Genomic DNA, 23977 nt, shown 5'->3' with positions numbered 1-23977 from the left:
CCGATCAAAGCTCCACCGCACTGGTCAGTTAGCCGCTTGCGGACCGTCCGGCAATGTCTTCGAGTAGCAACAGACGGAAAGGAGTTACTGCAACAGCGGTGCCTTGAATCATCGGACCGTGAGAGATGAATCCGATCAGTCCTCTATCATCGGGGGAGACGGTCAGGGAATCAGGAGAATACCTGAAGTGGCTTCCGTTACCGTCGGGGTAATCCTGACGACATTTCCTCTTCGCTTGCTTTAGGGAGAAGGGATCGGCGGAGTCGGCGGGATGAGCAGTCCGCACTCCAGCGCATAGCGGACGAGGTCCGCGCGGTTCTGCAATCCGAGTTTGTCCATGAGACGGGCCCGGTAGGTCTCCACGGACTTGACGCTCACTTCAAGTTGGTCGGCAACCTCTTGGTTCGTATAGCCCTGGGCGACGAGGCTCAGAACCGTCCGCTCCCGGTCGCTCAACAGGTTCAATGAACGTTCGGTCTGCGCCGCCCCTCCGTCCGATCCCTGCACGCCCTGCTCCGCGGGCGACCGGTCCAAGCCCGGGAGGTCCACGAACGTGCGCCCGTTCGCGACCGCCCGGATGGCCGTCAACAGCTTCATGTCCGCCACGCTCTTCACCACGTAGCCGGCGCCCCCCGTGGCCAAGACGGAACGGAGATAGGCCGGATCGTCGTACATCGTGAGGGCCAGGACCCGGGTGTTGGGTGCGGCTTGCCGGATTCCCGTGATCGCCTGCGTGCCGCCCTGTCCGGGCATGGACAGGTCGAGCAGCATGACATCGGGCTGCGTCTCTCGAGCCCTGATCACCGCCTCGCTTCCGTCTGCCGCCTCCCCCACCACCTCCATGTCTGGCTGGCCGTTGATGAGCAGCCGGAGACCGGCCCTCAGGACCGCATGGTCGTCCGCGATGACGATGCGAATCTTCACGTCCATCCCTCCTTAGAGCGGAATCTTGACGTACAGGCTGGTCCCGCCTCCCGGCCTGGACTCGATTTCAAGGGATCCGTTCAGCCGCGCGGTGCGTTCCCTCATTCCGTGCAGCCCCAGATGCCGTCTCCCGTCCGCTGACTGCAACGCCGCCTCGACCTGGAAACCGGCCCCGTCGTCCTCGATGATCATCTGGACATCCGACCCGGAAGAACGGAGCAGGAGACTGACGGTCCTGGCGGCCGCGTGTTTGGCGACGTTCGTCAACCCCTCCTGCGCGATGCGGTACAGGGCGGTCTCGACCGGACTCGGCAGCCGACGCGAAGCCAGGCCGTCCGCATAGACTTCCACCGAGAGCCCGTGCGTCTGGGTAAAATCGGCCGCCAGACGCCTGAGCGCCGCGTCGAGGCCGAGGTCGTCCAGCACGCTCGGGCGGAGCCCCATGGCGAGCCGCCTGATCTCGGTGAGCGCCAGCGCGGCGACCTTCCGGAGATCCTCCACGCGCGCCCGCATCGCCTCCCGGGTCGGCATCTCCTCGGCCGCCCGAAGCCCCACCAGCAGCGAGGTGAGCGTCTGTCCCGGACCGTCGTGCAGCTCGCGGGCGATCCGCTTGCGCTCCTCCTCCCGGACGCTCAGCACCTGCTCCAGGAGCTGACGTTGGACCGCTTCGGCCCGCTTCCGCTCCGTGATGTCCCGTGTGATCTGAACGAACCCGCGCAATTCTCCGCTCTGGTCCCACAGCGCCGTGATCACGCCCTGGACCCAGAACTGCGTGCCGTCCTTGCAGACCCGCCAGCCCTCATCCTCAAAGCGGCCGCGACTCGCCGCCATCTTGAGCGCGAGATCCGGTTTGCCGGCAGCGACGCCCTCCGGGGGATAGAAGCACGCGACGTGGCGCCCCAGGACTTCGTCCGTCCGGTAGCCCGTGATCCGCTCCGCGCCGACGTTCCACGTCGTCACGCAGCCGCCCGGATCCAGCATGAAGATCGCGTAATCTTCGACGCCCTCCATCAACAGGCGAAAACGCTCCTCGCTCGCCTTCAAGTCCTGCTCCGCCCGATCGCGCTCGTTGATCTGCGATCGTAACGCCCGGATCGCCTCCGTCAGTTCCTCGGTCCGCTCCGTCACCCGCATTTCGAGCTCGTCGTGCGCGTTGCGCAACGCCTCCTGGGCCAGCCTGCGGGACGTGACGTCCATGCACACGCCCGTCATCCGGACGGGTCGTCCCGACCGGTCACAGACGACGTGCCCTTTCCCGTTGACCCACAAGGTCGCCCCGTCCGGCCTGGTGATACGATACTCGACGTCGTATTCCTGCTTGTGCTCGATGCTGCGGGCGATGGCCTCCAGTACCCGGTCATGGTCTTCGGGATGGATGTCCTTTTCATAGGCAGCGAACGTCCCGCCAAAGGTACCGGGCTCCATCCCATGAATGGCCTCCAGGCCCGGCGGCCAGAGGACCTCGCCGCTCGCGAAGTCGAAGTCCCAGATGCCCATGCGGCCGGCGGCAAGGGCCAACTGCAGCCGTTCCCGGCTCTCGCGCAGTCCCTCTTCGGCCAGTCTGCGCTCCGAGATACCGGCGGCCAGAGCCATGGCGGTCACGGCGACCACGTTCAGAAACGCCTGCAGCAGCAGAAAAGACTCGTTCACCGACGGTCTCGTGAACGGTCCGACCCCTTGCAACGTCCCCCAGACGGCGATGCCGGCGAGCAGGACGGTGGCCGCGGCGGTTTCGCGCTGGCCGAAGCGAAAGGCCACCCATACCAGGATCGGGATTGACAGGAATTCGAGCGGATCCTTTGAGACGCTCCCGCCAGACCACCCGCCGAACACAGCCAGCCCGACCGCGACCAGCGCGACAAGGATGGCCGCCGCTTCCAGCGCTTGCTCCCGGCCCCAGCGAACGATCGGCGACTGGCTCCAGAGGATCAGGAGGGGTGCCACGACGAGGCTGCCCCCGACGTCGCCCAGCCACCAGGTCAGCCAGACGATGCCGAACTCGTCCCAGTCGGCATAGCCCCCGAACGCGAGGCTGGTCACCCCCACGGAGGCGCTGACCGCCGTGCTCGCGAGGCCGGCCAGCCCGACGAACTTGAAGACGTCCTGCGTGCGCTCGAAGGCACGGCAGCCGTTGGCGAACCGAGTCACCAGATAGGCGCCGATGAGCCCCTCCAGCGTGTTGCCGGTCGCGATGCCGAGGGAGGTGAAGACCGACCCGGCGGTCGTGACGTTGGTCAGGAACGCGCCTAGGAAGATGCCCGGCCAGACCCACGGCCCCAGGAGGAGGCACGCAGCCAGCGCGATCCCCGTCGGCGCCCCGGCACGGGAGCGGGCCAGCCAGGATCAGCGGAAATTCCGGCGGAACCGCGAGCCACCGTATCCGCGGCACAGCTCCACGTCGTCTCATGCACGGACTAGAATCGCACCCCGACCGTCCAGGCCGGCATCACGGTCGCGGTGTTGCCTCGTCCCAGGTCCAGGTCCGTGAAGTTGAGCATGAACGTGCTCGTGAGGAAGACCTTCTCGTCCAACTGATAGTCCACCCCGATACCGAGCGGGATCAGCCAAGAGGTATCGGACCCTCGCAGGTCTGCGTGGGCGAATCCGACCCCTCCCTGCAGCACGAGCTTCAGCCGGTCCGAGACATCGGGAAGGTCCGCCCAGTACTTGGCCTGACCGGACAACCCGACGAGCGTCATGTCCCCGGTGAACCCCATCTGGAGCAGCGGCCCCAACGACACGTTACGATCCAGGAACCGATCCGCGTTGAAATTGAGCCCGAAGGCGGAACCGTCCGGCGTTCCGCCCATGACCCCGATCGCCGCCCCTCCCGACCACTCTTTGATTGGACCTTGCGCCTGAGCGCCAGCCTGCTCCTCGGCGGCTAAAGCCGCCTCATGAGCCAACGGTGCGAGGAGCCAGCCCGCCAGCCCCATGACAAGGAACCACGCTGAGAGCCTTCCAGCTCTTCTCATGCTCATCACCTCCGTTTCCTCAAAAAACCCATGTCCCCACCACGGACCCTGATCGGACCGGCAGGAATGGGCCGCACCGTCTTTCAGAGATCAAGGCCGATCAGGATTGCCCGCAAGATCATCCAGCCAAGCAGGCCGACGGTGATCCATTGTTCGACGGTCATGCCACCGCCCCTTCGCAGGGCATCACCACCACGGATGACCGCCTCACGGGACCGGCCCTCTGGGACCTGTGGCCTGTGGCTGGCTCGAGCTTCCTCACCTGCAGGCTTCCCTTCAGGTCCACTTCGAGCCGCACCCGGTCTCCCTGGCTCAGTTGGGCCAGGGCTTCGGTGCTCGTGGCCGAGAGGACAAGGACCCGCCCGAAGTCCGTCTTCACGGTAATGCTCAGGCTGTCCCAATCAACGGCCTCGATCGTCCCTTCGAACATGGTTTCCTGAGCCTCCGGGTTCAGGCCGGCCAGATACCTTTCCGCCGGCGATCCGGCGATGGCCGCATCGGGCCAGGGACCGTCCGGCACGACCACGAATCCCAACAGCCCCAGGAGGGTCACGTGCAGGAACAGGCTGACGCTCATCATGATGGACGCGAGCTTCATCCTTCTCCTCCCTTCACAGCCAGGCTGTGCGGGGGAATGCCCCAGGAGGAGGCGGCATCCGGGTAGCGAGGCACATCCGCTACCATTCCTCGACAGCTGGCCCGCTGCTTGTTTCGACTCATCCGCTTTTTATTCTGGGCGGTTATCAAACATCTGCCAATCGGGTCTATTGTGGATGACCGTCATGGTCTGGGCATGCGCTTTCCTAGTGGTCAGCAAGTGAGATGCCGATGGTTCATGCAGGGAGAAAAATTCTTCAAGTATTTGATGTTTATGCTGTTTGTTGAGTAATCCCTCATCGGGATACTTCCAAAGACTGAAGGGATTATGAAGGTCAAAGCCTACAGTGCTTTCGATTCGAGAAACAGGAACCACTTGATTTCCAAAGGCGATGGAATGTATGGATTTTCCTACATCAAGGAGAGCGGAACAGTCAGATTGTTTCCCCTTCTCGCTGCCGTTCGGGGGTACGTGATGCGCCTTTCGCTCTTCTGGCGTCTGGCCCTCGGTTCCTTGACCATTATTCTGGTGGTGGCAGGGGTCAACGTCTACGCCCTGCTCCAACTCCGGCAACTGACCTCCTTGAGCACGGATCTGGTCGCCTACCACACGCCAGCGATCGAGTCGGCCAAGCGCCTCACCTCCAGCCTGTACGCTCAGCTCCGGAGCGAGAAGAAGTTCTGGGTCTTGCACGACGAGGTCTTTCTCAGGGAATTCGACGAGGAGGCGGCGGAGTTCACCAGGAACCTCTCAACCCTGCTGCAGCAGGACCCGGCGCAAGAGGGCCAGCAACTGCTCGGCAAGACGCAACGGCTGTATGAGGCTTACCGGCGCCTCCTGCGCGAAGCGACGCCGCGGCCCCTGCCCCGTGCCTCCTTGCCCGACGACCGGTATACCAGCCGCCGGGATGCGCTCGTGGACGGCGTCGCCGACAGCCTCGACGCCTACGTGGGCCTGCACGAGGCCCTGATGCGCACCGTCGTGAACGAGTCTCGCACCAGGTCCGCTCAGGCGGAGGCCATCATGCGCCGGCTGGTCGTCGTCGCCATCCTGCTGGGGCTGGGGTTGGCCGCCGTCGCCAGCTACAGCATCCTGCGGCCGCTCCGCCGGGTCCAGGACCACATCAGGCAGATCGGCCAGGGCAAGTTCGGCGAGACCGTGCAGGTCGAGGCCCCGAGCGACCTGCGCGAGTTGGTGGAGACCGTCAACTGGATGGGGAAGAAGCTGCAGGAGTTGGACGACATGAAAGCCGACTTCCTCGCCCATATCTCCCACGAGCTGCGGACCCCGCTGGCCTCCATCCGGGAGGGAACGCATCTGCTGCTCGACGAGATCCCCGGCCCGCTCAGCCCCAACCAGCGCGAGACCCTGCAGATCATGCAGGACAGCAGCCAGCGATTGATCCGTCTCATTTCCACGCTGCTCGACCTGTCGAAGATCGAGGCCGGGCTGATGCAGTACCAGATCGTGCTCACGGACCTGGCCCAGGTGGCTGAGAATTCGGTCGGCAAGGTGCGCCTGCTGGCCGAGGGAAAGCGGATTCAACTGCTCACGGAGGCGCCGCACGAGCGGACCTGGGTCCCGATGGACGGGGCCCGAATCGAGCAGGTCGTGGACAACCTGCTCTCGAACGCCCTCAAGTTCAGTCCGGACGGGGCCTGCGTGGGTTTGCACATCGAGATGGACAGGAAAAAGAACCTCGTTCTGGTGTCCGTGTCGGACACGGGCGCCGGCATCCCGTCGGAGGACCTCCCCCACATTTTCGACCGGTTCTACCAGGGCCGCACGTCCGCCAGGAGCCAGCTCGCCGGCAGCGGACTGGGGCTGGCCTTTGCCAAGCGGGTCGTGGAGGCGCACGGGGGACGGATCTGGGCCGAGAGCGAGCCCGGCAAGGGCACGACCGTCACGTTTACCCTGCCGTTGACCCAGCCGCGGAGCGTTGCATGATCCGTTACGCAAAGCCGGGGTGCGCGAAGCCGGTGCGAGTGGTCTGGTTGTTCATGCTGGCAGCCGCGACCGGCAGCCTCCCGGCCTGCGAGGTGAAGACCGTTCCTCGCCCGAATGCGCCTTTCCTCATACCCAGCCAGCGCGAGGCGGCGTTTTACCAGGCCGCCGCCCACGAGCAGGACGCCAGGCTCGCGACCTGCGCCAAGACCAGGTCCTGCGACCGGGCCCATTTCGCACGGGCGCTGGTCGCGCTCCATGAAAGCCGGGAGTCAGCGGCACGCCACTTCCAGGAGGTCCTGGCCATTGCCCCCAACGGACCTCTCGCCGACTCGAGCCGGACCTGGTTGCGGTTGCTGAAAGAAGCATCGATGGCAAGGCCGGACACCCCCTACGGCCGGGCTACCGAGCAACTGGTCCGGGACTTCCTGGAGGCGGATGCCGCGTCGGCGCAGACGTTGCAGCGAGAGGTCAAGGCGAGGGAGAAAAAGGTGGAAGACCTGACCAGGCAGCTCGAAGCCCTCAAACAAATCGATCAGGAGCTGAAGGAAAAGGCCCGGTCCAAAAAGCCGTCCACCAAGCCGGACCTCCATCCCCATCCCGGGAAGGACGGTCTCCCGTAAGGGCCTCTATGACGGAACGGGAACGCATTCTTCTGGTTGACGACGACGAGGGCCTCCTGCCCCTCTTGAAGATGAGGCTGGCGGCTATGGGGTTCTCGGTCACGGCCTGCACCAAAGGTGAAGAAGCCTTCGCCGAGGCGCGCCGCACGGTCTTCGACCTCGCCATCACCGACCTGCGGCTCGGGGACATGGACGGGCTCACGGTGATGGAGGAGCTGCTCCGGCTCCACCCCAACCTGCCCGTGCTGATCCTGACCGCCCACGGCTCCATCCCGAACGCCGTCGAGGCGATGCAGAAGGGCGCCTTCGGCTATCTCACGAAGCCGTTCGACGACAAGGAATTGAAGGTCTACCTCGAGAAGGCCCTGACCCAGCAACGGATGAGCCGGGAGATCCAGCGGCTCAAGCTCTTGGTCAAGGAGCTCTACGGGCTCGAGAACGTGGTGGCCCGGAGCGCGCCGATGCAGACCCTGCTCCAGCAGGTGGCCAGAGTCGCGGACACGGACGCCACGATCTCGCTCTCCGGCGAGACCGGCACCGGCAAGGAGCTCATCGCGCGGGTGATCCACTGCAACAGCCGGCGCGCCCGCGGCCCCTTCGTTCCGGTCAATTGCGGAGCGATCCCGGAGACGCTCATCGAGAGCGAGCTCTTCGGCCACGCGAAGGGCGCCTTTACCGGGGCCATCCAGGCGAAACGCGGGCTGTTCCAGAGCGCGGACGGGGGCACGCTGTTCCTCGACGAGATCGGGGAAACCCCCCTGTCCCTGCAGGTCAAGCTCCTGCGGGCCATCCAGGAACGCGAGGTCTTTGAGGTGGGCTCGACGCGCCCGACCAAGGTGGACGTGCGCATCATCACCGCCACGAACAAAGACCTCGGCCAGGCGGTCAAGGGGGGGGCCTTCCGCGAGGATCTGTACTATCGCATCCAGGTCGTCCCGTTGGCGATTCCCCCGCTGCGCGAGCGGAGAGACGACATCCCGGTTCTGGCGCAGCATTTCCTTCAGCAAAGCGCCAAGCGGCTGAACAAGCAGGTGCGCGGCTTCCTGCCGGACGCGATGCACAAGCTGATGGTCCACACCTGGCCCGGCAACGTGCGGGAGCTGGAGAACACCATCGAGAAGGCCGTGATCATGACGACGCAGGATCAGATCGTGCCGGACCTGATCCCCGACTATGCCCCGGCGCAGGGCGAATCCGGGCCGAAGCCGCTGACGGAGGCCAAGGAGGAGTTCGAGAAGAACTACCTCAAGGAGATCCTGCGCCTCACCGGCGGGAACATTTCGCGCGCGGCACAGATCGCCGGCCGGTACCGGGCCGACTTCTACAAGCTCCTCAGGAAGTACGGCCTCCACCCGTCTGACAGCAAGACGGACCAGCCCGAACAGGCTGAACACAAGCAGGAAGTGTAAGGGAAGGAGCTGGCGCGCCCGGCAGGAATCGAACCTGCGACAACCGGCTTAGAAGGCCGGTGCTCTATCCAACTGAGCTACGGGCGCGGCTGGGAACGTGACAAGTGATGCGTGACGTGCGAAGTGTTGGAGAAGAATGGGAGGAGAGGTCCTCTGTCCATGTTTGCCTGTCACCCGTCACCCATCACGCGTCACCTTTTTCTTGGTCGGGGCGCCCGGATTTGAACCGGGGACTTTCTGGTCCCAAACCAGACGCGCTACCAGGCTGCGCTACGCCCCGACTTGCACCGACAATGATGAACGCTGAAGTATAAAGGCCGGACAAAAGCCGCGCGTCTTCCAGTCTCCCAATTCAGCGCTCATCGTTCAGCATTCATCGTTTGCAGGATCTCCCGCACTTTCAAGAAGGCCCTGGCCCGGTGGCTGATCCGGTTTTTCTCATCCGCGCTGAGTTGTGCGAGCGTCTTCCCGATCTCCGGGACTAAAAACACCGGATCATACCCGAATCCCTGTGTCCCGGCCGGCTCTTCCGCAATCAGCCCCTCTAACACCCCCTCGACGACTTCCACCTTGCCGGTGGACGGCCAGGCGATGACCGCCACCGTCACGAAGCGGGCCCGTCGCCGCTCCCCCGGAACGCCCTTCAACTCCGCAAGCAGCTTGCGCCAGTTGTCCTCGTAGGTCGCGTCCGCCCCCGCATAGCGGGCCGCATGGACGCCGGGCCGCCCATTGAGCGCGTCCACCATCAGGCCCGTGTCGTCGGCCACGGCCGGGAGCCCTGTGTACCCGGCAATCGCGGTCGCCTTCTTGGTCGCGTTGGCTTGGCAGGTCTCCCCGTCCTCCTCGACTTCGGGCGCGTCAGGGAACTCGGCCAACGTCCTGATCCTGACCCCCGCGTCGCGCAGCAGCGCGGCCAGTTCAGCGCCCTTGTGAGGATTCCTGGTCGCAAGCACCAGTTCTCTCAACTCCCGTCATCCGCCATCCGTCATCCGTCATTCGTAAGGGAGCCGAACGCCTGTTCTTCCCGATTGACGAATGACCAATGACGAGTGACGCCCCTCTTTCTCATTCCAGGCCGCCGATCAGCTCCTTCTGAAGCATGACCAGGCTCTGGATGGCGGCCCACCCGACCCGCATGAACTCGTCGAAGTCCTTCTTCTCGAAGGGCGTCCGCTCCGCCGTGCCCTGCACCTCGACGAACCGTCCCCGCCCGGTCATGACCAGGTTCATGTCCACGTCGGCCATGGAGTCCTCGTTGTAGGCCAGGTCCACGAGGACTTCCCCGCCGACCTTGCCCACGCTGACGGCAGCCAGGTAATCGGTGAGGGGCCGCTTCTTGATGAGGTCCTTTTTCTTCAGCACCGCGAACGCGTCAGCCAGGGCGATGAACGAACCGGTGATGGAGGCCGTCCTCGTGCCCCCGTCGGCCTGGATCACGTCGCAGTCGATCCAGACGGTGCGCTCCCCCATCTCCGCCGTATCGGTCACCGCGCGCAGGGCGCGCCCGACCAGCCGTTGAATCTCCAGAGTCCGCCCCCCTTGCTTGCCCCGAGTCGCCTCGCGCTGGGTCCGCTCCTGGGTCGCGCGGGGAAGCATGGCGTACTCGGCCGTCACCCATCCCCGCCCCTTGTCCTTGAGGAAGGGCGGCACCTTCTCCTCGACGGACGCGGTGCAAATCACCTTCGTGCCGCCCATCTCGATCAGCACGGACCCCTCGGCGTACTTGATGAAGTCCCGCGTGATCTTGACGGGGCGGAGCTGGTCCGGCCGGCGACCGTCCAGGCGCAGCAGCGAGAGTCCGCGATCCATAACGGAGCGGATTATAAAGGAGGGGAGATCGAAGATCAACGAAACGGCCGGTCACTCGGTCCGGTCAGACCGTGCGGATTCGCGGGCACGCTTCCGCGCCACCGCGATTCTGAACAGCAAAAGTCCGGCAATCAGGGCGCCGACTCCGACGACAAAGGCCTCCTCGTACGGAAAGACGTAGGGCATGGAGCGCTCCGCGACCGGTTCGAGCGATGCCGCCCGCCCGTTTCAGGGTTTTACCCGGGGCGGTCTCTGCTTTCAATCCCGCAGGTTTTCTGATTAAATGTCCTGGACCCCATGGGCGACAACCTTCCCCCAACCGGGAGCGCCAGGCTTCTCATCGTGGACGATGAGGAAGCGATCCGGCGGATGCTGGGTCGGCTCTTGGAGCGGTACGGCTACGCGTGCGTGACGGCAGCCGATGCGCAGGAGGCTCGCCGGTGTCTGGCCGAACAGGAATTCGCGTTGATCCTGTGCGACATGAACATGCCCGGCGAGTCCGGGCTCGGCCTGATCCGCCACGTGCTCCGCGAGCATCCGGACACGGCGGCGGTCATGGTGACCGGCCTGGACGACCCGCAACTGGCCAACCTGGCGCTGGAAATCGGGGCCTACGGCTACATCATCAAGCCGTTCGAGTCCAACGAAGTCCTGATCAACGTCGCCAACGCGCTCCGACGGCGCCGCCTGGAGATCGAGAACCGGGCTCATCGGGAGCGGCTGGAGCAGACCGTGCTGGACCGCACCGCCGCGCTCCGCCACGCCATCGAGCGGCTCGAGCAGACGCAACGGGACCTGCGCCTGTCCCGCGAGGAAACGATCCAGCGGCTGGCCATCGCGGCCGAATTCCGGGACGACGCGACGGCCCAGCACATCCGCCGGATGAGCCACTACTGCGAGCTGCTGGCCAGAAAATGCGGGCTGGACGACGCGACCTGCGAGTTGATCCGCATCGCCAGCCCGATGCACGATATCGGCAAGATCGGCACCCCGGACCACATCCTGCTCAAGCCCGACAAGATCACGACCAACGAGTTCTCGATCATCCGGCAACATTCGGAGATCGGCTACCGCATCCTGGCCGGCTCCGAGTCCGAGCTGCTGCGCCTGGCCGCGACCATCGCCTGGACGCATCACGAACAGTTCGACGGCAGCGGGTATCCTCGCGGCCTCGCCGGCGAAGCGATCCCGCTCCCCGGGCGCATCGCCACCATCGCCGACGTGTTCGACGCGCTCACCAGCCCCCGCCCGTACAAGCCCGCCTTTTCCATTGACCAGGCGGTTTCCATCATGCGCGAGCGGCGGGAAAAGCAGTTCGACCCGGGCCTGCTCGACCTCTTCCTCGCATCCCTGGATGAGGCCCTGGCGATCCGGACTCGCTACGCCGACCTCTAGCCGCGAACCGCCATCCTCGTTGACAACGGACCTTTGCTCCGGTATGATGCGTCCCGGTTCGCACCGGTGAGTCCTCAGGATCTTCCTGCCAGGCACTGAATCCGGTCTTTCACCCAGTCAACGCACCGTGTCGCACCACCGAGGGAGGAATCCATCATGCCGTCCTGCGCCGTAACACGCAACTGGCTGGCCTATGTGTGCGAAGCCCTGGTTTCCACCGGAGCCATGCCCACGTGGGAAGCCGCCGCCTACTTCACCGACCACCTGTTCGGGGACTCTCCGAATCCGAGGCTGCACGAATCCAAGGCCCCCTACGAAGCGATCTCCCAGTTCCTGCACCGGCTCTACAGCCCGATCGTGGAGGCAGCCGTACGGGACGCCGAGCTGCCGCCTTCGGCCATGATCCACATCTTCACCGACATCAGCCTGATCGGCAACTCGGCCGTGCTCGTGGTCTTCTTCCCGGGCCAGAACCGGCCTCACGAGCTGCTGCTGCTCGACGCGGCCCGGGCCTGGGACCTGGTCTTCCCCGACGCGACGGCCTTCAATGCCTGGGCTGAGGAACGGTACGGGTGGATCAGGACGGCCCTGGAGAGCGCTGCGGCGAAAATCCAGCAGACCGAGCAATTGACAGTCTGCCGTTCATAGACGAGCGCGAGACGTGGGGGGCTGACATCCCCTCACGTCTCACCGCCATTCCACGTCTTACTTCTCACCTTTCTCGTTTCACGCAGGATCGTAGCCCAGATTCGGTCCCAGCCACCGTTCGACTTCCTTGAGCGCCATGCCCTTGCGCTTCGCATAGTCCGCCGCCTGGTCACGGCCGATTTTGCCGACGGCGAAGTACTTGGCTTGGGGATGGGCGAAGTAGAACCCGCAGACCGAGCTGGCCGGCTGCATCGCGAAGGTCTCGGTGAGGGAGATGTCGGCCTCCTTCTCCGCCTGGAGGAGGTCGAACAGGAGCCTCTTCTCCGTATGGTCCGGGCAGGCGGGATAGCCGGGCGCCGGCCTGATTCCGCGATACCGTTCCCGGATCAGGTCCTCGTTGGACAGGGTCTCCCCGATCCCGTACCCCCAATCGGCCCGCGCCTGCCCGTGCAGCCACTCGGCCGAGGCCTCGGCCAGGCGATCGGCCAGGGCCTTGGCCATGATCGAGTTGTAGTCGTCGTGCTCCCGCTCGAACCGCGCGCACAGGGCCTCGAGGCCGATCCCGGCCGTCACCGCGAAGGCGCCCAGGTAATCGGCCCGCCCGGTTGACCGGGGCGCAATGAAATCGGCCAGGGCCAGGTTGGGCTGGCCTTCCGGTTTCTCGGTCTGTTGGCGGAGCGTGTGGATCGTCGTCAGGATCCTGCTCCGCGACTCGTCCGTGTAGAGCTCGATGTCGTCCCCGACGCTGTTGGCCGGGAAGAACCCGTAGACTGCCCGGGCGGTGAGCAACCGCTTGTCCGCAATCTCCTTGAGCAGGGCCTGGGCGTCCCCGAGCAGCTCCTTGGCCCTGGCCCCGATGCGGGCGTCCTCCAGAATCTGGGGATAGTGGCCCCTCAGCTCCCAGGTGTGGAAGAAAGGTGACCAGTCAATGAACGGTACGAGCCGCTCAAGCGGAATCGACTCGAGCCGGCGGCGTCCGAGGAAGGCCGGCTTGGGCAAATCGGCCTCCTGCCAGTCCACGGACAGTTTCCTGGCCCGCGCCTGCTCCAGAGGCAGGAGCGTCGGCCCCTTTTTCCCCTGGTGGGCTGATCTGATCTCGTCCTGCTCCTTCCGGTTCTTCTCGGCAAAGGCCACCCGCCGCTCCTGGCTGACGAGGCTTCCGACCACCCCCACCGCGCGGGAGGCGTCCAGCACGTGCACGACCGGCCGGTCGTAGGCCGGCGCGATCTTGACCGCCGTGTGGGCCTTGCTGGTCGTCGCCCCCCCGATCAGCAGCGGCACCCGGAAGCCCTCGCGCGCCATCTCGCGCGCCACGTGCACCATCTCGTCGAGCGACGGGGTGATGAGCCCGCTCAACCCGATCAAGTCCACCTGCTTCTCCCGTGCCGTCTGGAGGATCTTCTCGCTGGGCACCATCACGCCCAGATCGGTGACCTCGTAGTTGTTGCAGCCGAGCACGACCCCGACGATGTTCTTGCCGATGTCGTGCACGTCCCCCTTGACGGTCGCGAGCAGGATCCGCCCCTGCGGCCGGCTGTCGCCCAGCGCCCGCTTCTCCTCCTCCAGGAACGGCAGCAGATAGGCCACCGCCTTCTTCATGACCCTGGCGCTCTTGACGACCTGGGGCAGGAACATCTTCCCCGAGCCGAAGAGGTCGCCGACCACGTTCATGCCGGCCATCAGGGGCCCCTCGATCACCGCGAGCGGCTTCCCGTACTTGAGCCGGGCCTCCTCCACGTCCTGTTCAATATGGTCCACGACGCCCTTGACCAGCGCGTGGGAGAGCCGCTCCTCCACCGTGGCGTGCCGCCAGGCGTCGTCCTGGACCGCCGCCTTGTCCTTCCGCTTGACGGTCTCCGCGAAGGCCACCAGCCGCTCGGTCGCGTCGGGCTTCCGGTTCAGGAGCACGTCCTCCACCAGCTCCAGCAGGTCCTTCGGGATCTCCTCGTACACGGCCAACTGGCCGGCGTTGACGATGCCCATGTCGAGCCCGGCCTTGATCGCGTGGTAGAGGAAAGCCGAGTGCATGGCCTCCCGCACCACGTTGTTCCCGCGGAACGAGAACGAGATGTTGCTGATCCCGCCGCTGACCTTGCAGTGCGGCAGCGTCGCCTTGATCCGTCGCGTGGCCTCGATGAAGTTGACCGCGTAGGCGTTGTGCTCCTCGATGCCGGTCGCCACGGTCAGGACGTTGGGATCGAAGACGATGTCCTGCGGCGGAAAGCCGACCCGCTCGGTCAGGATCCGGTAGGCCCTCGTGCAGATCTCGACCTTGCGCTCCACCGTGTCGGCCTGCCCGGCCTCGTCGAAGGCCATGACCACGACCGCCGCGCCGTAGCGCCGGATCAGCTTCGCGTGGCGCGTGAACGCCTCCTCTCCCTCCTTCAGGCTGATCGAGTTCACGACGGGCTTGCCCTGCACGCACTTGAGCCCCGCCTCGATGACCTCCCAGTCGGAGCTGTCAATCATGACCGGGACCCGGGCGATGTCCGGCTCGGAGGCGACCAGGTGCAGGAACTGCTCCATGGAGCCCTTGGAGTCCAGCAGCCCCTCGTCCATGTTCACGTCGATCACCTGGGCCCCGCCCTCCACCTGCTGGCGCGCGACGCCCAGGGCCGCCTCGAAGTCGCCCGCCTTGATCAGCTTGGCGAAGGCGGGCGAGCCGGTCACGTTGGTCCGCTCCCCGACGTTGACGAAGTTGGACTCCGGACGGATCGTGAGGGCCTCCAGCCCGCTCAGGCGCGTGAACGGCTCAGGCCGGCTCGGGACCCGCGGGGGCAAGTCCCGCACGGCCTCCGCAATGGCCTTGATGTGGGCCGGCGTGGTGCCGCAGCAGCCGCCCACGAGGTTCAGCCACCCGTTGGCGGCGAAGTCCCGGAGGTCCGCGGACATGATCGCCGGGGTCTCGTCGAACCCTCCGAAGGCGTTGGGCAGCCCCGCGTTCGGATAGCAGCTCAGGTACACCGGCGCGAGACCGGCCAGCTCCTCGATGTAGGGCCGCATCTGCTTGGCCCCCAGCGCGCAGTTGATCCCCACGCTCAGCAAAGGCACGTGCGAGACGGAAATCCAGAAGGCCTCCACGGTCTGCCCGGACAGGGTGCGCCCGCTCCGGTCCGTAATCGTGAACGAGACCATCACCGGCACCCGCCAGCCCTGCCCCTCGAAATGCCGGTCGATCGCGAAGAGGGCGGCCTTGGCGTTGAGCGTGTCGAAGACCGTCTCGACCAGGAGCAGGTCCGCCCCCCCGTCCAGCAGGCCCCGCACCTGTTCGGCGTAGGCCTCGACGAGCTGGTCGAACGTGACCGCCCGGAAGGCCGGATTGTTCACGTCGGGGGAGAGGGAGGCGGTGCGGTTCGTCGGTCCGATCGCCCCGGCCACGAACCGGGGGCGTTTCGGGTCCCTGGCCGAAGCCTCGTCCGCGGCTTTGCGCGCGACCCTGGCCCCGGCCAGGTTCAGGTCGTAGACGTGACGCTCCAGGCGGTAGTCCGCCAGCGAGATCGAGGTGGAGTTGAACGTGTTGGTCTCGATGATGTCGGCCCCTGCCTCCAGGAACTGCCGGTGGATTCCCTCGACGATGTGCGGCTGGGTGAGGCAGAGCAGATCGTTGCACCCCTTCAGGTCGCAGGAATGGCCCGCGAACGCCCTCCCGCGGAAGGTCGCCTCATCCAGCTTGTGCGCCTGGATCATCGTGCCCATCGCTCCGTCGATGATCACGATGCGGCGGCGCAGGATCGCCTCGATCTCCGCCCCCTTACCGACCGACTGACTCATGGTGTCCCGCTCCAACTGCCGCCGGCGCTTCGAATCGCAACCCGCTGCACTATAACGTGAACGATGCACCCAGGCAAGCCGCGAACCCCGCCTTGACTTTGCCCAGAGCCGCCATTACGATGACCGCACTCGCTTGGAGACGTTCTTGATCCCGCGCACGCTTCGCTCGATGCTCGCCTTCGCGTGGGCCTTCTTCTCCGTCGCCGCCTGGACCTCGCTCGCCAACTCCGCCCTCGCCGGTCCCTACTTCGAAGACGGCTACCTGGGCCTGACTCAGGCCGAGCTGCGCGCCAAGCTGGGCCCGCCGCAGGCGGTGCGCGACCGGAAGGCCGCGCTCCGCGCCTTCAATTACTATTCGTTTGCGGACTGGGAGAACTATTACAAGAAGGTCATCGCGCCGCAGAACGGCGAGGACGTGTACAAGTACAAGCGGGACGGGGTGGACGTGCGCTACTCGTTCGGTTACGTCGTGGACCCGAACGACGAATCGGAGTTTCCGACCCTCCACGTCAATCTGGTGGACGTCGAGTTCTCGCCGCCGGTGCCGATCGAGCGGATTCCTTCGCTGGTCCCGGAATTCAAGCCGCCGATCGAGCCGACCGCGCCCGCCTTCCGCTCGAACATCATGGTGCTGCTGTTCAAGGGTCCCCCTTCCACCGACGCCCGGTTCATCGTGAGGGAGCGCGACAAGGACCGGCTCGATTGGACGCTGGCCTTTCAGATGTTTGCCTTACAGGGATTGCCGGAGTTTCTGACCCTGAAGGTGCCGATAGACCGGATGGAGATCGGCGTCCAGAGCGTCCAACTGGTCAAGCAGCGGCAGCGCCATACGCACGAGCCGATCCTGAACCCCTTTTCCACGGAATTCGCGCGCCAGCCGCCTCCGCCCCCGAAGACCAAAACGGTCCCGGTGCCCAAGTACGCAGATTAGCAACAGGACCGTGACAGGTGACGAGTGACGGGGTGGAGGAACATCGGAGGGTCCGATTCCGACCCGTCGCGCGTCACTGACCGGGGCCAGCGAATATGATGTCCCTTGAGTCGGCCATGGACAGGTAGGGCTCGCCCCATTGGTTGGGGCTCTCCAGACTCCAGTCCTCCGCCAACGCGACCGGCTTCAGCCTGATCCCCCACAAACCTCCATAGACCAGGGTGGTCAGGCCGGCCCCTGAGTCCTCCACAACCTGGGCGTAGGCGGGACAGAGCGGCTGCCCCGGCTGATCGGTCCAGCCCGTGACCCAGCACCATTCCCCCTGCGGATTCCGCTCGAAACTCCGGACCTGGACGACTCGTCGTGGCGGACCGGTCTCCTTGAACCGGGCGAAGATCGTCGCCTCGCAGTTGGGATTGCTCTCCACCTCGACGATCATTTTCTCCGCTCGCCCTTCTCTAACCCATGGTGTGGCAAGGGCTCACAGCGAGCATCGCCACCTGCCCCCCGTCTTGACGGCCATTTCAAGCCGCTGTTAGACTGCGGTCCTTGCGATGAAACTCCACGCCCAGACGCAGACCCGCCTGCCGACGGCGGAGATGCCCGAAGCCGCCGCGGGCGAGGCTCCAGCCGCCAAGCCGGGGACGACGAAACCGTTCCTGTGCCGGAGGCCGGTCCGGCTCATCATCTATGCCTTCCTCGTCCTCGTGCTCCTGCTGATGCTGGGTTGGCGGTTCCTGCCCGGCCTGCTGGACCCCACCTTCGAAAAGCACATCCAGAACAAGCAAGTCATGGTCGGCATGTCCCGCCAGCAGGTGCTGAAAGCCTGGGGCTCTCCCTACACGATCAACGTGAGCTATACGAAAGATGGGATCCGGCGGGAGGAGTGGATCTACGAGGACTGGAAGGACCCGGCCACCGTCAAGCACCGGTACCTCTATTTCGAGGAAGACGTCCTGGTCGGCGGCTGGTACTACCAGTAGCCCTCAGCCCGCCTCTTCCGTCCGTCTGGTCACGGACAGATTCCCCATCAACGTCTCCGCCCGATCCAGATCCGCTTCGTGCACCATCACGACTCGACGGTTGAAGGGAAGGGGCAGGCCCGGATACAGGCTCCCGAAATGCTCGTTCTGGACGAAGAACTGGATGCCGTTTCCGTCCAGCAGGCTCTTGATCAGGGCCAGCTCGCCTTCGTCCCGAGGTTCAATGAGTTTGACCATCGCCGCCATCCAGCTTCGCACGAGCCCCGTCTGTGGAGAGCGCCCGCCCGCGTCACTCCCATTCTACGAATGGGCCGGAGTGACTGCAACCGTCGGCTCGTTGATTTTTCTCGGTCGCCCCCATTACACTAGCGCAACCGGATGAGGAGGCGCGCCCGGGTCATTGGGATTCAGGCGGGAAAGGGGCCGGAGCTTCGCGTTAGGGAGTCTCGGTGATCTGGACGCGGCGCTCCTTGCCGGAACCGCCGGAGATCGTCAAGACCCGCTTCCACTCCCTCACTTGATAGGTGGCCCAGGCGTTGGGCCGGTTCTTGTAGAAGGCGTCGGGGTCCTCCCCGGCCGCGTTGAGGTAGATCGGCTCGGTAAACCCTTCGTCCAGGACGTAATCCAGCAAACAGTCGGTGGTAAACCCTTTGCCGCGCAGAGACACGTCAGCCAGAAAGGCCAGGATGTCCTGCGGGTTCGCGAGCGTGACCGGTTGCATCGGGGCGGCATTCTAGCGGCGCGGGCGGGAGAAGGCAAGGCGCGATGATCAAGAAACTATCCAGCGAGCAGCTCCGCGAGCGGTTGCTGAGCATCATGGATCGGAAGCACCACTGGGCCTGGCCCCACTTTGCCGGGAACCGCATCACCAAGGCCCAACTGAAGGTCCACTTCCGGCAGGAGTACGCCGTCTACGTCCGGGACTTTCCCGTCCTGATGGCCAGGGTGTACGGAAAGAACCCGCCGCGCGAAGTCCGGAGCATCCTGGCCACGAACATCTATGAGGAGGACACGGGCGGGCTCTCCCTGGGCCGTCCCCATCCGGACCTGTTCCTGACGATGATGCTGGGGTTGGGGTTCGAGCGGAGCGAGTTCCGCGACGTGGAGCTGCTGGCCAGCTCCCGCGTCTATCGGGAATGGCTGGATCTGGTCACCTGCGAACGGGACTGGCTCGTCGGAGTCGCGGTCCTCACGATCTTCGTGGAAGGCAGCATCAACGACCGTCAGGAGATCCTCCATCCCTCCGTTCCCAAGACCCCTTCCGAGATCGAAGAGCTCATCGTGAAGCATCCGCTCGTCCAGTATCAGGGGCTCCCGCCGAAATATCTGGACCTGGTTCGGGCCCACCACATGGTGGAGCCGGGACACAGGCACGCGGCCTACAACATCGTGCTCACCCACGCCCTCGAGGCGGAGCAGCAGCAGGCCGTGCTCGACGGTCTGGAGCAGGCGTTGAAGCATTGGCTGCACTTTCGCGACGGCATCGCCCGCGCCTGCGGCTTGAAGGAAACGTGACGCGGGGCGCCTGCCGGCCGCCCCTCCGCCCGCTCCGCCGCGCCTGGCTCTCGATTCTGCTCCTCCTACCGCTCACCGGCTCCGCCCCCGCCTCGGCGACTTCCTCCGCGCCCATGGTCTTCGTCCCGGCGGGCGAGTTCCTGATGGGCAGTCCGGAGGGCACCGAGGGGTTTTCGGACGAGCGTCCCCAGCGCCTGGTCCTCGTGAGCGCCTTCTGGATCGACCGGTCCGAAGTCACCAATGACCAGTACGACCGGTTCGTGAAGGCCTCGGGCCATCGGGCCCCCGCCAATCCCAACCAGTCGGCCACGCTCTGGGAGCACGGCACCTACCTGCCCGGCTCCGCCGACCATCCGGTGGTCAATGTCAGTTGGCACGACGCGGCCGCCTATTGTGCGTGGGCCGGCAAACGGCTGCCGACCGAGGCCGAGTGGGAGAAGGCCGCGCGCGGCACAAACGCCCGGATCTATCCCTGGGGCAACGACTGGGATCTCGCTCGAGCCAACAGCGCCAGCTACTGGGCCGGACGCACGGTGGAGTTCAAAGATCGAGCGGAGTGGAAAGCCTTCTGGGTGGAGGGAGAAGGCGCCCGTCTTTCGAAGGAACGGGGGCTGAAGGGCGAAGTCCTGACCCTGCCCGTCGGCAGCTTTCCCGGCGGCGCGAGCCCCTACGGCCTCTTCGACATGGCGGGGAACGTCTCCGAGTGGGTCAACGACTGGTACGAGCCCTATTACTATCTCAACGCGCCGCCCGCCGATCCGGCGGGGCCGGCGGGCGTGCTCCTCAAAGTCGTGCGGGGAGGCTCGTGGCTCAAGCCCGCGAAAAGCCTCCGGACCTCCGATCGCGACTATGGATATCCAGACGACCGTCAGAGCGGGACCGGATTCCGCTGCGCGAAGGACGACCGGTGAGGCTCACCGGGCAAGGACATAGTCCATGCGTTCGATTCGCACGACCGGCATGATCAGCCCCCGCCTCTCCTCTTCGTGGGAAAAATCGTAGACGAGCGACTCCTCGGGAATCAGCCGTCCCGTCGCGGCAACGGCGATCTCCACTCGCTGGCCCTTTTCAACCTTCCGCCGCAGGGATTCCCTGAGGCCGGGATTTGGAATCGCCGTCAGATTGGCGGGGAGATCCTCCGGCTTGAACCGCACGACGCCCCATCGGGTCTCGATGAACGCCGGACCGACCGCCACGCGGAATCCCCCGGCCTTCGGGTCATAGCCTGACAGCTCCCCCGGCCACAGGAAGGTCACAAGCCACTGAAGTGCCGGCTTGCCCGCCCGCCTCCCGTCACGTTCACGGTTCAAGCTGAACAGCCGCTCATCGTGGCCGGGGTCATGGTGTCCGTGCCCGTAGACGGCGACCCAGTCGGGGGGAGCCCCGTCCAACCCTTCCAGAAACCGCTCGATGGCGGCTGGTTCGGCGAGCAGGTGGGTCTCCGACGGGAGAATCGTCCGCAGTTCGTCGAGCTTGAGCGCCAGGAGCGGTCGCACGCCGATCGAGTCCTGGCCGGCGACGCCCGACGGAGCAGCCGCGACCAGACCAAGGATCGCAAGGGCGGCGAACGCGCGCATGGGTGACGCCTATCGTGCCCCGGCGAGCGCCTGTTCGTAGGCCGTGCGGAGCGACAGGATCGCCGGATGGTCGGCGGACATCACGCCGGCGGTGATCAACACCTCCAGGCGCGGCGATGGGTCGAGGCGGTGCAGCGCCGTCCGATCAAGGCCGTTGGCCGACTGCAACACCTGACGATACGTGCCCAGCCAGGCCTCGGTCACGGCGCGCAAACCGGCGTCGGTCGCCTTCATGCGGCCGAGCCTCACCTCCTGAAGCAGCTTCGGGATCGGATCAGACTGGGACAGCGTGTGGATGGCCAGATCAACGGTCATGAAGCTTCGTAAACGCCGCTCGTGAAGCGTGCAGCGCCGTTCGTGAGCGGCAGCGCCGAGAAGTTTTTTTACGCTGCACGCTTCACGAGTGACGCTCTTCATTAATTCATCGAGCAGGCGCCGGGTCCGCGCGGATCGCCGCAGGTCCCGCAGGCTCCCGGAGCGCCGGACGGCGACCAGCCGCCCGTGGCTCCCACGGCGAAGGCCGACCACTGCTTCTCCAGCCTGGTGGCCTTGCAGGACGGACAGGCCGGCGTCGCCGAGCCGCGCACGATGGCCTCGAAGCGATGGCGACATTCCTGACAAACGTATTCGTAGATCGGCATCGGGTTCTCTCCCCTCCGGTTCCTGACGGGTGTATTATAATCGGGCGCGCCGGTGATCGCAACGCATCGGCTGGCACGAGACAGGAGGCCGCATGGTTCAGGAAGAAAAAGCCTTCACGTTCCGCTTCAGCCTGGAAGCCCGTTTCCCGGACGACTACGACGGCGACGAGGACAACTACCATTGGCTGGAGGAATGGGAGCGGCTCGTGAAGCCGGAATTGCTGAAGCTCCTGTTCGATTCGCTTCGCCGGCATCCGTCCTGGAAGGTCCACGTCCGCAACCGCGGCGTCTCCCCCCTGGACGAGATCGAAATCGCGATGGTGAAGGACTGGTCCCAAAAACCGATCCGATTGAGCTGAGATCAAAGGCCATCATGGCAGTCGGGCTCTATATCCACGTGCCGTTTTGCCTGAGCCGGTGCCATTTCTGCTCCTTTTCTCTGGAAGTCCATCGGCCGGACCGGGCTCAGGCCTACTTGGAGGCACTCCGTCGCGAGATCGAGCTGCGCGCGGAAGCCAAGACCCTCGACGGCCGGACTCCGGACAGCCTCTACTTCGGCGGCGGGACGCCCTCGCTACTTCCGGCCGAACAGCTCGCCGGCCTCGTCGCGCTCGTCCGGACGGAATTGGGCCTGACCGACCGGGCGGAGATCACGCTGGAAGCGCATCCGGGCACGGTGACCGAGCGAGGGCTGGCCGCCCTCGTCGGAAGCGGGTTCAATCGGATCAGCTTCGGCATTCAATCGCTGGATCAGGACGAATTGCTCCGGATCGGCCGACCGAATCAGACCGCAGCCGTTCGCAGCGCGGTTCAGACGGCCCGGTCGGCCGGGTTCGCAAACCTCAACTTGGACCTGATCTACGGGCTGCCGGGGCAAACGATCGAGACCTGGCTCACGACGCTGGATGAGGCCCTGGCCCTGCAACCCACCCACCTCTCCTGCTATGCCCTGACGGTGGAGGAGCGCACGAGGCTGGCGACCGACATCCGGCGGGGCGACCGGCACGAGCCGGACCAGACGTTGCAGAACGAGCTGGAGGACTTGGCTGCGGCCCGGCTGGTTCGGGCAGGGTTCACCCGTTACGAGATTTCCAACTACTGCCTCCCCGGCTATGCGAGCCGCCACAACCTCCACTACTGGGCCGGCGACGACTACCTCGGCCTGGGCCCCAGCGCCCAGTCCTACCTGAATGGAACCCGGTTCGGGAATGTGGAGCGACTGGACCGCTATCTCGCCATGCTGCGCGAGAACCGCCTGCCCGCCGAGGGGACCGAACACCTGAGCCGGGCACAGCGGCAGCGCGAGGCCCTCGTGTTCGGCCTGAGACTGACGGACGGCGTGGCCTTGGAGAGGCTGCCGGACGAGCTGAAGAACAATGGGCAAGAGACCGTGCGGCGGCTGACCGATGAGGGGTTGCTGGAAGAGCGGGAAGGCCGGCTCAGACTGACCGATCTGGGCCGCCGGTTCGCCGACTCGGTCGCGGTCGAGTTGCTTTAGCGCTCGGAGGCGCTACTTCGTCAGCAAGTAGTGCAGCGCCGTGTCGGCCAGGATGGCCGCCCAGGCGGAGACATTCAGCACGACGAGGGAGCGATCCTTGCCCCAGACGTGGAAGAGGGCCAGGGCAATGGCCAACTGGGTGAGGAGCGAAAAGGGCCGGTGCAGGTTGGCCGAGACCGCGCCGCGCTCGCTGGCGATCGCCGCGACGGCCGCCAGCAGGTACCCGCCCAGCGCCCCGGCCTGGAGCCAGACGGCGGTGGTTCCGCTGGCGCGCCGTACGACGTGGACCAGGGCCCAGGTGAGGCACACCACGACCACCAGCAGCAGGAGCGGAAAGAGGGGCCAGAGGACCTTGGCGCTGAGGACCACGATTGACTGTCTCGACGTTACCCGTTTCCGACCGACCGGCCGCGGCGGGGAATTCGGCAAACGGCGGCACTCTAGCAGCGGTCCCCAGGCGAGTCAACCAGGGAGCCCTTGACAAACCCCGGGGATCGCTTATAGGACATTGGGTAGTAGGGAGCGTGCCATGCCGGTCAATATGGACCCCAAGAAGCGTCGCAAGTCCGCTCAAGGCGGCCAGGCCGGCCAGAAGTCGGGCGCCGGCCAGCCCGAGGCCAAGCGGGAGAACCTGTTCGAGGAAACGGAAGCGGATCGGGAGAAGGCTCTCGCGGACGCGGAATGGAAGAACCTCTGGGACGCCACCGAGGTCATTGACATGGATCGGTGGTGAATC

General features: G+C 65.5%; 28 protein-coding genes and 2 tRNA genes. 12 read left to right on the top strand and 18 right to left on the bottom strand.

Features of this window, described 5'->3' with window-relative positions; translation table 11 throughout:
• Positions 1-240: 240 nt before the first annotated feature.
• The 5 genes from AB1411_06660 to AB1411_06640 all read right to left on the bottom strand — a co-directional run bounded on the left by AB1411_06660 (position 241) and on the right by AB1411_06640 (position 5070).
• Positions 241-930 carry a response regulator transcription factor gene (locus AB1411_06660; GenBank protein MEW6543277.1) on the bottom strand — a complete coding sequence of 230 codons (690 nt, stop codon included), beginning with the start codon at positions 928-930 and terminating at the stop codon, positions 241-243.
• A 6-nt stretch (positions 931-936) separates the two neighbouring features.
• Complete coding sequence (locus tag AB1411_06655) at positions 937-3228, bottom strand: MASE1 domain-containing protein (GenBank protein ID MEW6543276.1); 2292 nt, start codon at positions 3226-3228, stop codon at positions 937-939.
• A 110-nt stretch (positions 3229-3338) separates the two neighbouring features.
• Positions 3339-3860 carry a hypothetical protein gene (locus tag AB1411_06650; GenBank protein ID MEW6543275.1) on the bottom strand — a complete coding sequence of 174 codons (522 nt, stop codon included), beginning with the start codon at positions 3858-3860 and terminating at the stop codon, positions 3339-3341.
• Positions 3861-4059: 199 nt separating this feature from the next.
• Entirely contained in the window at positions 4060-4497 is a 438-nt protein-coding gene (locus AB1411_06645; GenBank protein MEW6543274.1) for a hypothetical protein, read from the bottom strand.
• Positions 4498-4626: 129 nt separating this feature from the next.
• Complete coding sequence (locus tag AB1411_06640) at positions 4627-5070, bottom strand: hypothetical protein (GenBank protein ID MEW6543273.1); 444 nt, start codon at positions 5068-5070, stop codon at positions 4627-4629.
• On the opposite strand from AB1411_06640, the gene AB1411_06635 reads away from it, so the two are divergent.
• The 3 genes from AB1411_06635 to AB1411_06625 are packed head-to-tail and all read left to right on the top strand — an operon-like array spanning position 5029 to position 8473.
• Positions 5029-6444 (top strand): ATP-binding protein, encoded by a 1416-nt coding sequence (locus AB1411_06635; protein MEW6543272.1) that lies wholly within the window; start codon positions 5029-5031, stop codon positions 6442-6444. The genes AB1411_06640 and AB1411_06635 overlap by 42 nt on opposite strands.
• Positions 6441-7064 carry a hypothetical protein gene (locus AB1411_06630; protein MEW6543271.1) on the top strand — a complete coding sequence of 208 codons (624 nt, stop codon included), beginning with the start codon at positions 6441-6443 and terminating at the stop codon, positions 7062-7064. Before AB1411_06635 ends, AB1411_06630 begins: the two co-directional genes overlap by 4 nt.
• 8 nt (positions 7065-7072) lie before the next feature.
• Complete coding sequence (locus AB1411_06625; protein MEW6543270.1) at positions 7073-8473, top strand: sigma-54 dependent transcriptional regulator; 1401 nt, start codon at positions 7073-7075, stop codon at positions 8471-8473.
• A gap of 10 nt (positions 8474-8483) precedes the next feature.
• Here AB1411_06625 and AB1411_06620 read toward each other — a convergent pair.
• From AB1411_06620 to AB1411_06600, 5 genes are all read right to left on the bottom strand, one after another.
• Positions 8484-8560 (bottom strand) — tRNA-Arg (locus AB1411_06620).
• 116 nt (positions 8561-8676) lie between these two features.
• Positions 8677-8753 (bottom strand) — tRNA-Pro (locus AB1411_06615).
• Between the two features lie 79 nt (positions 8754-8832).
• Positions 8833-9438 (bottom strand): XTP/dITP diphosphatase, encoded by a 606-nt coding sequence (locus AB1411_06610; GenBank protein MEW6543269.1) that lies wholly within the window; start codon positions 9436-9438, stop codon positions 8833-8835.
• A 100-nt stretch (positions 9439-9538) separates the two neighbouring features.
• Positions 9539-10264: a ribonuclease PH gene (gene rph / locus AB1411_06605; GenBank protein ID MEW6543268.1), complete on the bottom strand. Its 726-nt coding sequence runs from the start codon at positions 10262-10264 to the stop codon at positions 9539-9541.
• Positions 10265-10333: 69 nt separating this feature from the next.
• Positions 10334-10468 (bottom strand): hypothetical protein, encoded by a 135-nt coding sequence (locus AB1411_06600; protein MEW6543267.1) that lies wholly within the window; start codon positions 10466-10468, stop codon positions 10334-10336.
• Between the two features lie 156 nt (positions 10469-10624).
• Here AB1411_06600 and AB1411_06595 point away from each other — a divergent pair, with 156 nt between their 5' ends.
• Both AB1411_06595 and AB1411_06590 read left to right on the top strand, forming a co-directional pair.
• Positions 10625-11677 carry an HD domain-containing phosphohydrolase gene (locus AB1411_06595; protein ID MEW6543266.1) on the top strand — a complete coding sequence of 351 codons (1053 nt, stop codon included), beginning with the start codon at positions 10625-10627 and terminating at the stop codon, positions 11675-11677.
• A gap of 156 nt (positions 11678-11833) precedes the next feature.
• Positions 11834-12325 (top strand): hypothetical protein, encoded by a 492-nt coding sequence (locus tag AB1411_06590; protein MEW6543265.1) that lies wholly within the window; start codon positions 11834-11836, stop codon positions 12323-12325.
• A gap of 78 nt (positions 12326-12403) precedes the next feature.
• Here AB1411_06590 and metH read toward each other — a convergent pair whose 3' ends face one another.
• Complete coding sequence (gene metH, locus AB1411_06585) at positions 12404-16096, bottom strand: methionine synthase (GenBank protein ID MEW6543264.1); 3693 nt, start codon at positions 16094-16096, stop codon at positions 12404-12406.
• Positions 16097-16265: 169 nt separating this feature from the next.
• Between metH and AB1411_06580 the strand changes: the two genes are divergently transcribed.
• Complete coding sequence (locus AB1411_06580) at positions 16266-17027, top strand: hypothetical protein (protein ID MEW6543263.1); 762 nt, start codon at positions 16266-16268, stop codon at positions 17025-17027.
• Between the two features lie 73 nt (positions 17028-17100).
• Here AB1411_06580 and AB1411_06575 read toward each other — a convergent pair whose 3' ends face one another.
• Positions 17101-17466, bottom strand: coding sequence for a hypothetical protein (locus AB1411_06575; protein MEW6543262.1), 366 nt, complete (start codon positions 17464-17466; stop codon positions 17101-17103).
• Positions 17467-17581: 115 nt separating this feature from the next.
• Here AB1411_06575 and AB1411_06570 point away from each other — a divergent pair, with 115 nt between their 5' ends.
• Complete coding sequence (locus tag AB1411_06570; GenBank protein MEW6543261.1) at positions 17582-18010, top strand: hypothetical protein; 429 nt, start codon at positions 17582-17584, stop codon at positions 18008-18010.
• A gap of 3 nt (positions 18011-18013) precedes the next feature.
• Here the strand turns inward: AB1411_06570 and AB1411_06565 are convergent, their stop codons facing one another.
• Together AB1411_06565 and AB1411_06560 are read right to left on the bottom strand one after the other, a co-directional pair.
• Positions 18014-18247, bottom strand: a complete 234-nt coding sequence (locus tag AB1411_06565; GenBank protein MEW6543260.1) for a DUF2007 domain-containing protein — start codon at positions 18245-18247, stop codon at positions 18014-18016.
• Positions 18248-18446: 199 nt separating this feature from the next.
• Positions 18447-18731: a hypothetical protein gene (locus AB1411_06560; protein ID MEW6543259.1), complete on the bottom strand. Its 285-nt coding sequence runs from the start codon at positions 18729-18731 to the stop codon at positions 18447-18449.
• Between the two features lie 44 nt (positions 18732-18775).
• Between AB1411_06560 and AB1411_06555 the strand changes: the two genes are divergently transcribed.
• Both AB1411_06555 and AB1411_06550 read left to right on the top strand, forming a co-directional pair.
• Entirely contained in the window at positions 18776-19525 is a 750-nt protein-coding gene (locus AB1411_06555) for an iron-containing redox enzyme family protein (protein ID MEW6543258.1), read from the top strand.
• Positions 19522-20436, top strand: coding sequence for a formylglycine-generating enzyme family protein (locus AB1411_06550; protein MEW6543257.1), 915 nt, complete (start codon positions 19522-19524; stop codon positions 20434-20436). The genes AB1411_06555 and AB1411_06550 overlap by 4 nt, the downstream gene beginning before the upstream one ends.
• 3 nt (positions 20437-20439) lie before the next feature.
• Here AB1411_06550 and AB1411_06545 read toward each other — a convergent pair whose 3' ends face one another.
• The 3 genes from AB1411_06545 to AB1411_06535 all read right to left on the bottom strand — a co-directional run bounded on the left by AB1411_06545 (position 20440) and on the right by AB1411_06535 (position 21743).
• Complete coding sequence (locus tag AB1411_06545) at positions 20440-21102, bottom strand: hypothetical protein (protein ID MEW6543256.1); 663 nt, start codon at positions 21100-21102, stop codon at positions 20440-20442.
• Positions 21103-21111: 9 nt separating this feature from the next.
• A complete protein-coding gene (locus AB1411_06540) occupies positions 21112-21417 on the bottom strand; it encodes a hypothetical protein (GenBank protein ID MEW6543255.1) in 306 nt (101 codons plus the stop codon).
• Between the two features lie 101 nt (positions 21418-21518).
• Complete coding sequence (locus tag AB1411_06535) at positions 21519-21743, bottom strand: zinc ribbon domain-containing protein (protein ID MEW6543254.1); 225 nt, start codon at positions 21741-21743, stop codon at positions 21519-21521.
• 92 nt (positions 21744-21835) lie between these two features.
• On the opposite strand from AB1411_06535, the gene AB1411_06530 reads away from it, so the two are divergent.
• Together AB1411_06530 and hemW are read left to right on the top strand one after the other, a co-directional pair.
• On the top strand, positions 21836-22102 hold the full coding sequence (locus AB1411_06530) for a hypothetical protein (GenBank protein ID MEW6543253.1): 267 nt from the start codon (positions 21836-21838) through the stop codon (positions 22100-22102).
• A 14-nt stretch (positions 22103-22116) separates the two neighbouring features.
• Positions 22117-23241: a radical SAM family heme chaperone HemW gene (gene hemW / locus AB1411_06525; protein ID MEW6543252.1), complete on the top strand. Its 1125-nt coding sequence runs from the start codon at positions 22117-22119 to the stop codon at positions 23239-23241.
• A 12-nt stretch (positions 23242-23253) separates the two neighbouring features.
• Here the strand turns inward: hemW and AB1411_06520 are convergent, their stop codons facing one another.
• Positions 23254-23610, bottom strand: coding sequence for a hypothetical protein (locus tag AB1411_06520; protein ID MEW6543251.1), 357 nt, complete (start codon positions 23608-23610; stop codon positions 23254-23256).
• A 160-nt stretch (positions 23611-23770) separates the two neighbouring features.
• Between AB1411_06520 and AB1411_06515 the strand changes: the two genes are divergently transcribed.
• Entirely contained in the window at positions 23771-23974 is a 204-nt protein-coding gene (locus AB1411_06515) for a hypothetical protein (protein MEW6543250.1), read from the top strand.
• Positions 23975-23977 lie beyond the last annotated feature (3 nt).

The sequence above is a fragment of the Nitrospirota bacterium genome (assembly GCA_040757595.1).
Classification (GTDB): Bacteria; Nitrospirota; Nitrospiria; order Nitrospirales; family Nitrospiraceae; genus JBFLWP01.
The sequence above is the reverse complement of the archived record's forward strand: the minus strand, read 5'-3'. Positions and strand labels throughout refer to the sequence as shown.

Bases quoted from the DNA above. Each gene is read 5' to 3' on its own strand.
- AB1411_06660 (MEW6543277.1), bottom strand. From the start codon at position 930: ATGGACGTGAAGATTCGCATCGTCATCGCGGACGACCATGCGGTCCTG.
- AB1411_06650 (MEW6543275.1), bottom strand. From the start codon at position 3,860: ATGGGGCTGGCGGGCTGGCTCCTCGCACCGTTGGCTCATGAGGCGGCT.
- AB1411_06645 (MEW6543274.1), bottom strand. From the start codon at position 4,497: ATGAAGCTCGCGTCCATCATGATGAGCGTCAGCCTGTTCCTGCACGTG.
- AB1411_06630 (MEW6543271.1), top strand. From the start codon at position 6,441: ATGATCCGTTACGCAAAGCCGGGGTGCGCGAAGCCGGTGCGAGTGGTC.
- AB1411_06625 (MEW6543270.1), top strand. From the start codon at position 7,073: ATGACGGAACGGGAACGCATTCTTCTGGTTGACGACGACGAGGGCCTC.
- AB1411_06600 (MEW6543267.1), bottom strand. From the start codon at position 10,468: ATGCCCTACGTCTTTCCGTACGAGGAGGCCTTTGTCGTCGGAGTCGGC.
- AB1411_06590 (MEW6543265.1), top strand. From the start codon at position 11,834: ATGCCGTCCTGCGCCGTAACACGCAACTGGCTGGCCTATGTGTGCGAA.
- metH (MEW6543264.1), bottom strand. From the start codon at position 16,096: ATGAGTCAGTCGGTCGGTAAGGGGGCGGAGATCGAGGCGATCCTGCGC.
- AB1411_06580 (MEW6543263.1), top strand. From the start codon at position 16,266: ATGCTCGCCTTCGCGTGGGCCTTCTTCTCCGTCGCCGCCTGGACCTCG.
- AB1411_06575 (MEW6543262.1), bottom strand. From the start codon at position 17,466: ATGATCGTCGAGGTGGAGAGCAATCCCAACTGCGAGGCGACGATCTTC.
- AB1411_06570 (MEW6543261.1), top strand. From the start codon at position 17,582: ATGAAACTCCACGCCCAGACGCAGACCCGCCTGCCGACGGCGGAGATG.
- AB1411_06565 (MEW6543260.1), bottom strand. From the start codon at position 18,247: ATGGTCAAACTCATTGAACCTCGGGACGAAGGCGAGCTGGCCCTGATC.
- AB1411_06560 (MEW6543259.1), bottom strand. From the start codon at position 18,731: ATGCAACCGGTCACGCTCGCGAACCCGCAGGACATCCTGGCCTTTCTG.
- AB1411_06555 (MEW6543258.1), top strand. From the start codon at position 18,776: ATGATCAAGAAACTATCCAGCGAGCAGCTCCGCGAGCGGTTGCTGAGC.
- AB1411_06545 (MEW6543256.1), bottom strand. From the start codon at position 21,102: ATGCGCGCGTTCGCCGCCCTTGCGATCCTTGGTCTGGTCGCGGCTGCT.
- AB1411_06540 (MEW6543255.1), bottom strand. From the start codon at position 21,417: ATGACCGTTGATCTGGCCATCCACACGCTGTCCCAGTCTGATCCGATC.
- AB1411_06535 (MEW6543254.1), bottom strand. From the start codon at position 21,743: ATGCCGATCTACGAATACGTTTGTCAGGAATGTCGCCATCGCTTCGAG.
- AB1411_06530 (MEW6543253.1), top strand. From the start codon at position 21,836: ATGGTTCAGGAAGAAAAAGCCTTCACGTTCCGCTTCAGCCTGGAAGCC.
- hemW (MEW6543252.1), top strand. From the start codon at position 22,117: ATGGCAGTCGGGCTCTATATCCACGTGCCGTTTTGCCTGAGCCGGTGC.
- AB1411_06515 (MEW6543250.1), top strand. From the start codon at position 23,771: ATGCCGGTCAATATGGACCCCAAGAAGCGTCGCAAGTCCGCTCAAGGC.